The 13,953-nt window shown below is 44.5% G+C and carries 15 protein-coding genes; 5 read left to right on the top strand and 10 right to left on the bottom strand.

Annotated features, from left to right (window positions below; all coding sequences use genetic code 11):
• Nucleotides 1-66 precede the first annotated feature (66 nt).
• The 6 genes from ruvB to aspS all read right to left on the bottom strand — a co-directional run bounded on the left by ruvB (nt 67) and on the right by aspS (nt 5,432).
• The gene (gene ruvB, locus AB204_RS19185) at nt 67-1,074 is read right to left on the bottom strand and encodes a Holliday junction branch migration DNA helicase RuvB (protein WP_047964991.1); all 1,008 of its coding nucleotides are present in this window, start codon (nt 1,072-1,074) and stop codon (nt 67-69) included.
• A 16-nt stretch (nt 1,075-1,090) separates the two neighbouring features.
• Nucleotides 1,091-1,711 (bottom strand): Holliday junction branch migration protein RuvA, encoded by a 621-nt coding sequence (ruvA, locus tag AB204_RS19180; RefSeq protein ID WP_047964990.1) that lies wholly within the window; start codon nt 1,709-1,711, stop codon nt 1,091-1,093.
• Nucleotides 1,712-1,790: 79 nt separating this feature from the next.
• Complete coding sequence (ruvC, locus tag AB204_RS19175; protein ID WP_047964989.1) at nt 1,791-2,312, bottom strand: crossover junction endodeoxyribonuclease RuvC; 522 nt, start codon at nt 2,310-2,312, stop codon at nt 1,791-1,793.
• Nucleotides 2,313-2,454: 142 nt separating this feature from the next.
• On the bottom strand, nt 2,455-3,198 hold the full coding sequence (locus tag AB204_RS19170; protein WP_047964988.1) for a YebC/PmpR family DNA-binding transcriptional regulator: 744 nt from the start codon (nt 3,196-3,198) through the stop codon (nt 2,455-2,457).
• 30 nt (nt 3,199-3,228) lie between these two features.
• Complete coding sequence (nudB, locus tag AB204_RS19165) at nt 3,229-3,663, bottom strand: dihydroneopterin triphosphate diphosphatase (RefSeq protein WP_047964987.1); 435 nt, start codon at nt 3,661-3,663, stop codon at nt 3,229-3,231.
• Nucleotides 3,663-5,432, bottom strand: coding sequence for an aspartate--tRNA ligase (aspS, locus tag AB204_RS19160; RefSeq protein ID WP_047964986.1), 1,770 nt, complete (start codon nt 5,430-5,432; stop codon nt 3,663-3,665). Before aspS ends, nudB begins: the two co-directional genes overlap by 1 nt.
• Nucleotides 5,433-5,732: 300 nt before the next feature.
• Here aspS and AB204_RS19155 point away from each other — a divergent pair, with 300 nt between their 5' ends.
• Nucleotides 5,733-6,131, top strand: a complete 399-nt coding sequence (locus AB204_RS19155; RefSeq protein ID WP_047964985.1) for an MAPEG family protein — start codon at nt 5,733-5,735, stop codon at nt 6,129-6,131.
• Between the two features lie 5 nt (nt 6,132-6,136).
• Here the strand turns inward: AB204_RS19155 and AB204_RS24065 are convergent, their stop codons facing one another.
• Nucleotides 6,137-6,313, bottom strand: a complete 177-nt coding sequence (locus AB204_RS24065; protein WP_411354726.1) for a RapZ C-terminal domain-containing protein — start codon at nt 6,311-6,313, stop codon at nt 6,137-6,139.
• A gap of 124 nt (nt 6,314-6,437) precedes the next feature.
• Between AB204_RS24065 and cmoA the strand changes: the two genes are divergently transcribed.
• On the top strand, nt 6,438-7,211 hold the full coding sequence (cmoA, locus tag AB204_RS19150) for a carboxy-S-adenosyl-L-methionine synthase CmoA (protein WP_047964984.1): 774 nt from the start codon (nt 6,438-6,440) through the stop codon (nt 7,209-7,211).
• Nucleotides 7,208-8,179 (top strand): tRNA 5-methoxyuridine(34)/uridine 5-oxyacetic acid(34) synthase CmoB, encoded by a 972-nt coding sequence (gene cmoB, locus AB204_RS19145; RefSeq protein ID WP_047964983.1) that lies wholly within the window; start codon nt 7,208-7,210, stop codon nt 8,177-8,179. The genes cmoA and cmoB overlap by 4 nt, the downstream gene beginning before the upstream one ends.
• Before the next feature lie 87 nt (nt 8,180-8,266).
• Here the strand turns inward: cmoB and cutC are convergent, their stop codons facing one another.
• Nucleotides 8,267-9,019 carry a copper homeostasis protein CutC gene (gene cutC, locus AB204_RS19140; protein ID WP_047964982.1) on the bottom strand — a complete coding sequence of 251 codons (753 nt, stop codon included), beginning with the start codon at nt 9,017-9,019 and terminating at the stop codon, nt 8,267-8,269.
• A 168-nt stretch (nt 9,020-9,187) separates the two neighbouring features.
• The gene (locus tag AB204_RS19135; protein ID WP_047964981.1) at nt 9,188-9,742 is read right to left on the bottom strand and encodes a VOC family protein; all 555 of its coding nucleotides are present in this window, start codon (nt 9,740-9,742) and stop codon (nt 9,188-9,190) included.
• Between AB204_RS19135 and AB204_RS22900 the strand changes: the two genes are divergently transcribed.
• Entirely contained in the window at nt 9,736-9,873 is a 138-nt protein-coding gene (locus tag AB204_RS22900; RefSeq protein WP_161796585.1) for a hypothetical protein, read from the top strand. The two genes, AB204_RS19135 and AB204_RS22900, sit on opposite strands and share 7 nt — an antisense overlap.
• A 119-nt stretch (nt 9,874-9,992) precedes the next feature.
• Nucleotides 9,993-11,723 carry an arginine--tRNA ligase gene (gene argS, locus AB204_RS19130; RefSeq protein WP_047964980.1) on the top strand — a complete coding sequence of 577 codons (1,731 nt, stop codon included), beginning with the start codon at nt 9,993-9,995 and terminating at the stop codon, nt 11,721-11,723.
• A gap of 95 nt (nt 11,724-11,818) precedes the next feature.
• Here the strand turns inward: argS and murJ are convergent, their stop codons facing one another.
• A complete protein-coding gene (gene murJ / locus AB204_RS19125; protein ID WP_047964979.1) occupies nt 11,819-13,357 on the bottom strand; it encodes a murein biosynthesis integral membrane protein MurJ in 1,539 nt (512 codons plus the stop codon).
• Nucleotides 13,358-13,953: the final 596 nt, after the last annotated feature.

Raw genomic sequence — 13,953 nt, 5'->3', positions numbered from 1 at the left:
TCCAGAAAAAAATACCCTGTTAGAGTATCGTTCACAAGGTAGGGGGCGACCATCTCATTATGATTATTATTCGCTTTCTTTGCTCAATCCAAAATGCCGATAAGCATGATTGGTCGCAATTCTTCCGCGTGGTGTTCGTTGAATAAATCCTTGTTGGATCAGAAAAGGTTCCAGTACGTCTTCTATCGTTTCTCGTTCTTCACCAATTGCTGCCGCTAAGTTATCCACCCCTACCGGGCCACCCATAAATTTATCAATAATGGCAACCAGTAATTTGCGATCAAGATAATCAAACCCGGCTGAATCCACACTCAGCATATCAAGGGCTTTAGCGGCAATGTCTCCATTCACTGAACCATCGCCTTTTACCTGAGCAAAATCACGCACACGGCGCAGCAAGCGGTTTGTAATGCGGGGAGTACCACGGGAACGCATCGCGATTTGTCTGGCCCCATCATCCGAGATACCTAACCCCATATAGCGGGCGCTGCGGGAAACGATGCTCTGCAAATCATCGACGTTATAAAATTCAAGGCGTTGCACAATCCCAAATCGATCACGCAATGGTGAGGTCAGAGAACCCGCGCGGGTGGTAGCACCAATCAGTGTAAAGGGGGGAAGATCAATCTTGATTGAGCGAGCGGCAGGCCCTTCGCCAATCATGATATCCAGTTGATAATCTTCCATTGCAGGATAGAGAATTTCTTCTACAACGGGTGATAAACGGTGAATTTCATCAATGAACAACACATCATGAGGTTCGAGGTTAGTCAGCATGGCGGCAAGATCGCCTGCCTTTTCCAGCACTGGCCCCGATGTTGTGCGAAGATTAACCCCCATTTCATTAGCAACAATATTTGCCAACGTGGTTTTACCCAATCCGGGAGGGCCAAAAATCAGCAGGTGATCCAGTGCATCACCACGTTGCCGAGCAGCCTGAATAAAAATTTCCATCTGTTCACAAACATGAGGTTGCCCGACATATTCAGACAAAAACTTGGGGCGAATGGCGCGGTCAATGGCTTCATCATCTTGCAGAACTTCTGCCGAAACCAGGCGATCAGCTTCAATCATCACTTAACTCCTGAAATTACAGAGCCGCACGAAGCGCTTCTCGAATAAGGGTTTCACAATCTGCACCCGGTTTAGCGACTTTGCTTACCATTCGGCTGGCTTCCTGTGGTTTATATCCCAGAGAAACCAGTGCGGCTACGGCTTCTGCTTCAATATCAGCATCGGAATTCGCCTGTTTGGCAGCAGCAGGCAAACTAATGTCACTACTCTGATTAAACAGATCACCATTCAGCCCTTTAAAGCGATCTTTCATTTCGACTACCAGCCTTTCAGCGGTTTTTTTGCCGACTCCCGGTAGTTTGACCAATGAAGCAATAGATTCCTGTTCAATAGCAGTAACAAATTGCTGGGCGGACATGCCAGAAAGGATCGCCAGAGCCAGTTTAGGCCCGACACCATTCACTTTCACCAACTCACGGAACAACGCACGTTCTTGTTTATCATTAAACCCATATAATAGCTGGGCATCTTCACGCACAATAAATTGTGTAAATAAAATGGCTTCTTGGCCAATTTCAGGAAGTTCATAAAAACAGGTCATTGGCATATGAACTTCATAACCGACACCATTGTTAGTTTCCAATAAAACCAACGGTGGCTGTTTTTCCAACACGGTTCCTCTCAAACGCCCTATCACTGTTTACCCCCTGAAAATGAAAATAAATTGTTCCGCTAGCTTATAGCACAAAAAAAGCTGGACGTATATCCAGCACAAACTATTTCAGACGCCCTCGCGTTAAATTTAACCGCGCATCACCGACCCGCAGTAAATTTTGGCTGAAATGACAATGTGTAATAGCAATTGCCAGAGCATCGGCGGCGTCGGCCTGCGGTTCAGCAGACAATTTCAGCATCGAACGTACCATGTGCTGAATCTGGCTTTTTTCAGCGGCTCCTGTACCTACTACCGTTTGTTTAACCTGACGGGCCGCATATTCAAATACGGGAATGGATTGGTTTGCGGCGGCCACAATTGCTACACCGCGCGCTTGCCCCAGTTTCAAGGCTGAATCTGCATTTTTTGCCATGAAAACCTGCTCTATTGCAAAAGCATCGGGCTGGAATTGTGTGATGATTTCGGTAACTCCGGCATAAACCCGCTGCAAACGAGTGGGTAAATCATCGACTTTTGTTCGAATACAACCGCTACCGAGATAGATAAGCTGCCGTCCATTCTGGCGAATCACGCCATACCCCGTGACTCTGGAGCCGGGGTCAATACCTAGGATAATTGCCATATCGAACTATCTATTCGCCTAAATACTCGCCTAATACTCACCTAAATATCCGCCTGTGATAGGGGATAAAAACGTTAGAGAAAGTGCCCTGATATCCTAAAGATAAGGAACACTTTCTCTACGCTGTGAACCCTAATAAAAATTACAGCAATGCTGCAACCTCATCAGAAATTTCACCATTATGATAAACTTCCTGAACGTCGTCAGAATCTTCAAGCATGTCGATCAGACGAAGTAATTTAGGTGCCGTTTCTGCATCCAGTTCCGCTTTGGTAGATGGGATCATGGAGACTTCAGCAGAATCAGCCTTAAAGCCTGCTGCATCCAGTGCATCTTTAACATCACCGAAGCTTTCTGGAGTAGTATAGACGTCAATTGCGCCATCATCATAAGTTTCAACGTCATCAGCACCTGCTTCCAACGCCGCTTCCATCACTGCATCTTCATCCAAGCCCGGCGCATAGGAAATAACCCCTTTCTTGGTAAACAAATAAGAAACCGAGCCATCCGTCCCCAAGTTTCCGCCTGTTTTGGTGAACGCATGACGAACATCAGAAACAGTACGGTTGCGGTTATCACTTAAGCATTCAACCATCACCGCTGTACCACCCGGGCCGTAACCTTCATAAATGATGGTTTCCATGTTATCTGAATCATCATTGCCAACACCACGGGCAATCGCGCGATTCAACGTATCGCGAGTCATGTTGTTGGACAACGCCTTATCGACAGCCGCTCGCAAACGAGGGTTAGATGTGAGATCACCGCCACCCAAACGTGCAGCCGTTACCAATTCACGAATAATTTTGGTAAAAATTTTACCGCGTTTTGCATCCTGCGCAGCTTTGCGGTGTTTCGTATTGGCCCATTTACTATGACCTGCCATGAAAATATCTCCGATAAAACATTTACTAGACTAAATAACAAATTCTTCGATTGCCTGCTGATTGCTCCATGACTTAGTCAATTTAGCCGCTTCTTCCGTCGCCAGCCATCGATAAGCCAAATGTTCAGTCAGCAGGATCTCTCGCTCTTCAGGTAACGCCAGCGAGAACCAATGTTCTTTATTGCGTGTCACACCCGGAGCATAGCGATATCGTAAGTGTGAGAAAATCTCATAATAAAGACAGCGTTGACAATCCACCAGTTCAAGATTTTCATTGGTAATATCAATCCCTGTCTCTTCCTGCACTTCACGCAACGCCGCCTCACACGGTTTTTCACCCTCTTCAAGGCTACCTGTTACGGATTGCCAGAATTCAGGATCATCCCGTCGCTGTAACATCAGCACCCTTTTGCTGTTAGCGGCATAAATCATGACCAATACAGATTCAGGGCGCTTATAAGCCATTATTCGCTCTCTTTTTTAACAACTGAAATTGCCAGTTCTTCCAGTGATGCTGGGTTTGCGTGACTTGGCGCATCAGTCATCAAGCATGCCGCCGCTGTTGTTTTCGGGAATGCAATGACATCGCGAATATTATCAGTATCGGTCAACAACATGACCAGGCGATCCAAACCGAAGGCCAGACCGGCATGTGGCGGAGTACCGTATTTCAACGCATTCAGCAAGAAACCGAATTTTTCCTGTTGTTCTGCTTCATTGATACCCAGAATGCGGAATACAACCTGTTGCATTTCACTACGGTGAATACGAACAGAACCACCGCCCACTTCATAGCCATTGATAACCATGTCATAAGCATTTGCGATGGCTGATTCAGGATTGCTTTCCAATTCAGCCGCTGACATATCGCGCGGAGAGGTAAACGGATGGTGCATTGCAGTCAAGCCACCTTCCCCGTTTTCTTCGAACATTGGGAAATCAACAACCCAAAGCGGTTTCCAGCTTGCCAAATCTGTGATGTTCAAGTCACGGCCCAGCTTCAGGCGCAGCGCACCCATTGCATCAGTCACCACACTTTTCTTGTCTGCGCCAAAGAACAGAATATCACCATCCTGCGCATTGGTACGGGAAAGCAGACCTTCAACAACCTCAGCAGACAGGAATTTGGCAATCGGGCTTTGTACCCCTTCCAAACCCGCAGCACGGTTGTTAACTTTCATCCATGCCAGCCCTTTAGCACCATAGATGCCAACAAATTTACCGTATTCATCAATTTGCTTACGGCTTAATTCTGCTCCGCCAGGAACACAGATCGTGGCAACACGGCCTTTAGGATTATTTGCCGGCTCGGCAAAAACGGAAAACTCCACGTCTTTGACCAGATCAGCAACGTCCACCAGCTCCAGTGGGTTACGCAGGTCTGGTTTATCTGAACCAAAGCGGCGCATGGCTTCTTCGAAAGTCATGATTGGGAAAGTGCCTAAATCGACGCCCCGTGTATCCAGCCACAATTCACGGATCATTTTTTCCATGATTTCGCGAACTTGCTCAGCGGTCATAAAGGAAGTTTCAACGTCGATCTGGGTAAATTCAGGCTGGCGATCTGCGCGCAGGTCTTCATCGCGGAAGCATTTCACAATCTGGTAATAACGGTCGAAACCGGACATCATCAGCAATTGTTTAAAAAGCTGTGGAGACTGAGGCAACGCATAGAACTCGCCTTTATGGACACGGCTCGGCACCAGATAGTCACGTGCACCTTCCGGTGTTGCTTTGGTCAGCATTGGCGTTTCTACATCAAGGAAACCGGCATCATCCATAAAACGGCGAACAAAACTGGTGATTTTTGCGCGCGTTTTCAAACGCTGTGACATTTCAGGGCGACGCAAATCAAGATAGCGGTATTTCAGACGTTGCTCTTCGCTGTTGTTCTGGTTGCTATCCAGTGGCAATGGCTCTGAACGATTAAAAATCATCAGGCTGTCTGCGAACACTTCCACTTCACCAGTTGCCATTTCTTTATTGATTTGGCTATCAGGACGGGCACGTACCGTTCCTGTAATTTGAATACAAAATTCATTACGCAGTTCAGAAGCCTGAGCAAATGCCTCTTTCTGATCTGGATCAAAGAATACCTGAACGATACCTTCGCGATCTCGCATATCAATAAATATCAGACCACCCAAATCACGACGACGGTTTACCCATCCACTAAGAGTCACTTTTTGGCCTTCATGGGCTCGGCTCAACTGCCCACAATAATTAGTACGCATACAATATCCTTTTACTCAGCTCGTTATGCTTTCTGCTGCGGAAATTTTGGCATTGTTCTTTCGAAAAAATTGTTCTTTTGAGAAGAATTGTTCTTTTGAGAAGAATTGTCAAAAAAGATAGCCATTATACTGGAAATTCTAACCAGAGATAAGGCTATAACATCGTTCTTATCAAGACAATTTTTGCTACCCGATAACATTCATAGGATTTATTATTAAATACTATGATTTATAGCGACAGGTTGCTTTTTGGGGTTTATCATCATTCGGCCGTTTTTGGGTTAGGCAATGGAGTTAAAAATGGTTAGCTCGCTTTATATAATACTGGGCGCACTATTACTGATTAAGCTGTCTCTGGATGTAGTCAAATTAAGAACACAATATCAGGTAGCCTATGGCGATGGCGGTTTTTACGAATTACAAACAGCCATTCGGGTTCATGGTAATGCGGTTGAATACATTCCAATTTCAATGCTGTTATTGATCGTAATGGAGATGAATGGCGCAGCCGTCTGGATGCTGCATATTTGTGGATTAGTGTTACTTTCCGGCAGATTACTGCACTACTTTGGTCTGCGTCATCGCGAGATACGCTGGCGACGTATGGGTATGGCTGCAACCTATATCTCAATGCTGATAATGATTATTACTAATATTTACTATTTGCCTTGGGAACAAATTTTTTCTCTCTATTCGTAAATAGCTCATCGTAGGTGGCTCACTATATAGACTGAGTTGCAGCACGACGGTAGCGGCATTCTACCGTCGTGGCCTATTTTACAGGGATGGGATATCCGCCCCGCCATGTAAACGGAACGGAGCTTACCGCCGATACAACCAATGGCAACTGTCAGATAACTTTGCCCATTAAATAGCGAAATTATCGGCTAACTCAGTCAAAAATTATCTCTACCGACGGGTTTCTCTTGATTATCCCTTTCTGCCTTTTCCCGCATTCTGTTAGAATGCCCGCTTCTTATTATTGTTTCCAAAACCAATGCTGTTATGTCAAATCAAGATCCTCATAATCAACGGGACAGCCTGTTCTCTGCCCCTATCGCCAACTTAGGTGACTGGAATTTCGACGAACGGGTTGCCGAAGTCTTTCCTGATATGGTGAAACGCTCCATTCCCGGTTACTCCAATATCATTTCCATGATAGGTATGCTGGCAGAACGTTTTGTAACGCCGGACAGTCAAATTTATGATCTCGGTTGTTCCCTTGGCGCAGCCACGTTATCGATCCGCCGCGCCATCAGTGCCGATGGCTATGATACAAAAGGTTGCCGTATTATTGCCGTCGATAATTCACCGGCAATGGTGGAACGCTGCCGTCGCCATATTGACTCTTTCAAGGCCAGCATCCCCGTTGAGGTGATCGAACAAGATATTCTTGATACTGATATTCAGAATGCGTCAATGGTTGTGCTGAATTTTACATTGCAATTCCTGCATCCCGATGATCGCCAGAAAATGCTGGATAAAATTTATGCGGGATTAAAACCTGGTGGTGTTCTGGTTCTGTCTGAAAAATTCAATTTTGAAGATGATCGAATCGGTGAGTTACTCTTCAATATGCACTACGATTTCAAGCGTGCCAATGGGTACAGCGAACTGGAGATCAGCCAGAAACGCAGTATGCTGGAAAACGTCATGCGGACAGACTCTGTTGAAACCCATAAATCACGCCTCAAACAAGCAGGATTCCAGCATGTTGAAGTCTGGTTCCAATGCTTTAATTTTGGTTCATTATTGGCAATAAAGGGAGCTGACCAATGATCGATTTCGGTAATTTTTATCAATTAATCGCCAAAAACCATTTGAGTCATTGGTTGGAATATTTGCCAGCACAACTAAACCATTGGCAAAAAGCATCATTGCATGGTCAGTTCAGTTCATGGGTAAAGAATCTGGAGAATTTACCTGAGATTCAACCCTCTCACCTTAATCTGAAAAATGGGGTTATTGCCACGCATGAACCCGAATTGCCTGATGGCGAAAAAGCGCGTATTGGCAATATTCTGAAAATATTGATGCCGTGGCGCAAAGGGCCTTTTTCACTGTATGGCGTTGAGATTGATACCGAATGGCGTTCTGATTGGAAGTGGGATCGCGTGCTTCCTCATATCTCACCGTTAGAAGGTAAAACCGTACTGGATGTAGGCTGTGGCAGCGGGTATCACATGTGGCGCATGGTGGGTGAAGGGGCACAATTCGTTGTCGGTATCGATCCAACCCAGCTTTTCCTTTGCCAGTTCGAAGCCGTCAGAAAATTACTGGGTAACGATCAACGTGCCCACCTTCTGCCTCTGGGGATTGAGCAATTACCTGAACTAAAAGCCTTTGATACCGTATTTTCCATGGGCGTGCTTTATCACCGCCGTTCTCCCCTCGATCACCTGTGGCAATTAAAAAACCAACTGGTTTCCGGTGGCGAGCTTATTTTAGAAAGTTTGGTCATTGAAGGTGATGAACACCAATGCCTCATTCCGGGTGAACGTTACGCACAAATGCGGAATGTCTACTTTATTCCATCAGCCAAGATGCTGAAAGTTTGGCTGGAAAAATGCGGTTTTGAAGATGTCAGGATTGTCGATCATGCGGTTACAACACTGGATGAACAACGTCAGACAGAATGGATGAAGACTGAATCTCTGGCTGATTTTCTTGAGCCAAGCGATCACAGTAAAACGATTGAAGGCTACCCTGCGCCACTACGGGCTGTTCTTATCGCGCGTAAGCCATAATCATTTGGTGTATGAACTGCCATAACGGGCAGTTCATACCCTTAATAATTAAATTTCACCTTTAATTGGCATAAAATAATTAATATTTTATTTTTTTCGTTTGAACAAGCTAATAATATTCTTCATCGATTCAACTAACTGACCATCAACACGGTAATATGAATATTCATCTACATCGCGTTCATCCGAACTCATCGTCACACCAACCTTTCGATATTTCATAGAAGAAGGCACCATCTTACCTGCTGAGCTATGAATTTCCGTCGTTTCAATTTCCAGAAACTTACCGATATTACTCATTCTGACACCCGCTCCCGGCATAATAATCGGCCCTTGGCTGGCTTGGACTAATTCTTTTAGCAGAGGCAGCCCCATTTCAGCATTTTGCTGTTGGCCTGAGGTCAAAATGCGCTGCACACCCAGCTCAGTTAGTTGCTGTAATGCAGTGTATGGATTCAAACACATATCAAAAGCACGATGAAAAGTTACCGCCATATTCCCTGACAACGACATCAGTTGCCGCATACGAAGCCAATCAATATGACCTTCTTCGTTCAAAACCCCAAAAACAACGCCGGGGAATCCCATGTCACGGATAAGGGCCACATCATTTTTCATGACCTCAAAGTCCGCGTTGCTATAGCAAAAGTCTCCCCCCCTTGGTCGAACAATAGGATGCACAGGAATGGATATCTGCTGCATTGCCTGCCGCAACGCCCCTAAACTAGGAGTCACCCCACCTTCCGACGGGCTTGAGCACAATTCAATGCGATCAGCACCTGTTTGTTGCGCAACCAAAGCACAACTTATGCTATAACAGCAAATTTCCAGCTTTATCATTCAAAGCCTCTCGGATATAAATTCGCCAATAAACCAATTATATTCTTCCGAATATTTCATTACTGAATTAATTAACTATGACAATTAATTTTCTTTAGTGGTTTGTTGAAAGTCACAAGGTTAGGATTTTTTGCTAAATCTATGTGAGAAAAAAGTCATTTTTGCCGACTAGCACTCACTTTTGATAATGTCTTTGATAGAAAAAGGGTGGAATTTAATCGTGATTTCACTATCTGTTACCGCTAATGTTGGGTTTGGTAATCTTTCCCTATCCCCTTTAGGATGGCTCTCTTTTGTACGAAAACCGTCAGGAAGCGGATGAGGTAATAACTGATAGGCTTCATGCATAAGTTGCTCTGGCTTTACAGGCAGAACAAGTTCAACGTGTTCCCAGCCTTGGTGAACATAATGTTTTTCACCCGGATAAGGTAGCTCCACGCAATCAATCTGCCATTCAAGTATGGTGATTGGCTGCTCCAATTCAAACAAACAAATTGGGCGACCATTAATGATACTTTCAGACATCAACTGACCACATTGTAGAAAGCCCTGACGCCAACGATCCGCTATCGCATTTTCATTACAACGCAGAGAAATATGATCCGCTGAATATTGCGCAAGAGATAAACCAAGGTGCTCACCAAATTGCGTTAATTTTTGTTCAAACGCCCCTAAATCAGAAACTAAATCCTGTAATTCAGAAATTGCTGAAAAGTGTGTCATCTCGTACCCATCAAAAAGTCGTCAAAAATATTTCCTGCCATGTGGAAAACACGGCAATTACCCTAGAAATGGCGAAGAATCGCCTGAAAGACAAGCTGAAAACAAAAAGTCATACCACCAACGCGGGCTGATGGTAGCATGCAGGATGCTGAATATGATATAAAACCCGTTATTTTCTAAAATCCACACGCTTGAAAGTGTTTGCATAATTCTAATGCAGGAGCTTTTGTGCGTAACTTAAGGTAACACGGTGAATATTCAGGCCATTCTTTCAGAAAAAATCAGCCACGCGTTGATTGCAGCCGGTGCTCCAGCCGACAGCGAAGCTCACGTTCGTCAATCTGCAAAAGCCCAATTTGGTGACTACCAAGCAAACGGCGTCATGGCGGCAGCTAAAAAAGTGGGCATGCCACCCCGACAATTGGCAGAAAAAGTCGTCGGTTCGCTGGATCTGCAAGGAATTGCCAGCAAAATTGAAATCGCGGGGCCGGGTTTTATCAATATTTTTCTGGATAAAGCGTGGGTTGCTGCCAATGTCGAAACTGCACTGGCAGCCGAAAAATTGGGTATTACGCCAGTAGAACCACAAACTATCGTTATTGACTATTCTGCACCCAATGTTGCCAAGCAGATGCACATTGGTCATATCCGTTCTACCATCATTGGCGATGCCGCAGCGCGTACTCTGGAGTTTTTGGGTCACAAAGTTATCCGGGCCAACCATCTCGGTGACTGGGGAACCCAATTCGGGATGCTGATTGCCTATCTGGAAAAAGTCCAGAATGAGAATGCCGATGAAATGGCGCTGGCGGATTTAGAAGCTTTCTATCGTGAAGCGAAGAAAACTTACGATGAAGACGAAGAATTTGCTGTCCGTGCCCGCAGCTATGTCGTTAAACTGCAAGGCGGCGATGAATATTGCCGTGCAATGTGGCGCAAGCTGGTTGATATCACCATGTCACAGAATCAGGAAACCTATAACCGCCTTAACGTCACCCTGACAGAAAAAGATGTGATGGGTGAAAGCCTGTATAACGATATGCTGCCGGGCATTGTTGCTGATCTAAAACAGCGTGGGCTTGCCGTTGAGAGTGATGGCGCGATCGTGGTTTACCTTGATGAATTCAAAAATAAAGAAGGTGAACCGATGGGCGTTATCATCCAGAAAAAGGATGGTGGCTACCTTTATACCACCACAGATATTGCCTGTGCCAAATACCGTCATGAAGTTCTGCATGCCGACCGTGTTCTTTACTACATCGATTCACGCCAACATCAACACCTGATGCAGGCTTGGACAATTGTACACAAGGCAGGTTATATCCCGGAATCCATGTCGCTCGAACACCACATGTTTGGCATGATGTTGGGCAAAGATGGCAAGCCATTCAAAACCCGTGCAGGCGGTACAGTAAAACTGTCTGATTTGCTGGATGAAGCTATTGAACGCTCGGAAGCGCTGATCCGTGAGAAAAACCCGGATATGCCGGAAGACGAGTTGAAAAAAGTTATCGAAGCTGTGGGTATTGGCGCGGTAAAATATGCCGATCTCTCCAAAAACCGTACCACCGACTATGTATTCGACTGGGATAACATGCTTGCCTTTGAAGGTAATACCGCACCTTATATGCAGTATGCTTATACCCGCGTCAATTCTATCTTCAAACGGGCTGAAATTGATGAAAGCAGCCTGACAAAACCGGTTCTTCTGAACGAAGAACGTGAACAGGTTCTGGCGACTCGCTTACTGCAATTCGAAGAAACCATCATGACTGTTGCCCGCGAAGGTACACCTCACGTCATGTGTGCTTATCTGTACGATTTGGCCGGTCTGTTCTCTGGTTTCTACGAACATTGCCCGATCCTGAGTGCCGATAGCGAAGAAGTGCGCCAAAGCCGCTTGAAATTGGCTCTGCTGACGGCGAAAACATTGAAGCAAGGTCTTGATACTTTGGGTATCCAGACAGTAGAACGGATGTAAACACTTTATTTAAAACTGGCGTAAATAAATTATTTTACGCCAGTTTTAAAATTAATAATTTTATGGCCTGTAACAAACGCTAAAATGAAAAAAAGTTATTGCAATCCACGATGGGCGAAATCTTTCAACCTGAATCCCATCAGGGCCAGTGCTGCAAAATAACTACCCGCCCCGGCAATCACAACACCCATTAACCGTAGCAGCCGTAATGCCATATTGCCCTGCTCCCATGCGGGCATAAACCACAACATTGTCAGCAATACCCCAACCATTACCGCAATTGCCACCGCCAGTTTCAGCAGAAATACGCCCCATCCTGCCAATGGCTTGAAGATCTCACGCTTGCGTAATTGCCAATAGAGCATACTCGCGTTGAAACACGCAGCCAAACCAATAGAAAGCGCCAGTCCTGCATGTTTCAATGGGCCAATAAAAGCCAGGTTCATCAACTGAGTTAAGATCAGAGTTGCAATTGCAATCTTGACCGGCGTTTTTATATCCTGACGGGAATAGAAACCCGGAGCCAGAATTTTAACAACAATTAATCCCATTAAACCAAAGCAATAGGCGATCAATGCCCGTTGCGTCATTTCTGCATCAAAGGCAGAAAAATTACCGTATTGAAAAAGTGATACCGTCAATGGCTCTGCCAGAATGCCCAACGCCACCGCACAAGGTAAGGCCAGCAAGAAGCAGAGACGCAGCCCCCAATCCATTAATTTCCGATATTCTTCATGATTTCCACTGGAAAAACTTTTCGCCAATGAAGGCAATAAAATCGTCCCCAGCGCTACCCCCAATACACCGGAAGGCAATTCCATTAAACGATCTGCGTAATACATCCACGAAACGGAACCTGAAACCAGAAATGAAGCAAAAATAGTGTTGATGATTAATGAAATCTGGCTGACTGATACCCCTAAAATAGCTGGTCCCATCTGGCGGATAACACGCCATACGGCACTATCACGGAAAGAAACTCTGGGTAATACCAGCATGCCGATTTTTTTCAGGTGAGGAAGCTGGTAGGCCAATTGCAAAATACCACCAGCAATAACCGCCCACCCTAGTGCCATCACAGGCGGATTACAGTAAGGTGCCACAAACAGGGAAAAGACGATCATACTGATATTCAGCAACGTTGGCGCAAACGCTGGCACAGAAAAGCGATTCCATGTATTGAGGATCGCCCCTGCCAAAGAAGCCAACGATATCAGGAAGATGTAGGGAAAGGTAATTCTCAGTAGATCACGGGTTAAAACAAACTTATCCGGCGTATCTGCAAAACCGGGTGCCGTCACATAAATAACCCAAGGAGCGGCAATCACGCCTATCACCGTGACTATCGCCAAAATCAGTGTCAATATTCCTGACACATACGCAATAAATGTACGAGTTGCCTCATCACCCTGCTGATTTTTATATTCAGCAAGAATAGGAACAAACGCCTGTGAGAAAGCCCCCTCGGCAAAAATACGGCGCAGCAAGTTAGGAAGTTTGAAAGCAACGAAAAAAGCATCCGTTGCCACGCCGGCACCAAATATACGGGCAATGATGGCATCACGAATAAAGCCCAGAACGCGGGAAAACATCGTCATTGAGCTGACCGCTGCCAGTGATTTGAGTAAATTCATGGTATTATTCTAAAATTGATTTTTATGAAATGAGCATAAAATGTATAAAGCTATTAGGATGATAAGATCAATATAGCTGAATATTAAATGATTTTCATTCATCTCAAAGCTGAAAAGAGTTTAAACAATCTACCTACAACTAAATGATTTTACAAGATGTTCTTTTGGTTTTGATAATCAGGAACTATTCAGCGTTTTCGTTCATACCCACCCAGTTAATCTCATTCCACCAAACACCAGGTTTCTTAGCGCCGACGCTTGCCATCATAAAAATAAATTTATAGTTACAATCAGAAAACATAACTAATACATTAATAAAAATAAACTTTAAATTTTAGGCAACTACTTATTTTAAAAAATATTTTTTGCTGAAAACCAGATTAATCAACTCAAAAACATTCATTTTATAGAAGATTATGGTATTGCACATTCGGTCACACCTACTCAATAAAATAATTAAATATTAATTAGTTATACATTAATCTTATAAATATCATGGTTTAATAAACTCGTTTACGATGTCAATTTCCTTGAGAAGATTTTTTTATTTTAAAAAATCTTATTTAATAAATACATACATAACCATGTCATTAAAT

Origin of the sequence: Xenorhabdus khoisanae, assembly GCF_001037465.1 — a bacterium.
Classification (GTDB): Bacteria; Pseudomonadota; Gammaproteobacteria; order Enterobacterales; family Enterobacteriaceae; genus Xenorhabdus; species Xenorhabdus khoisanae.
This window is presented reverse-complemented; position numbering and strand designations above follow the sequence as displayed.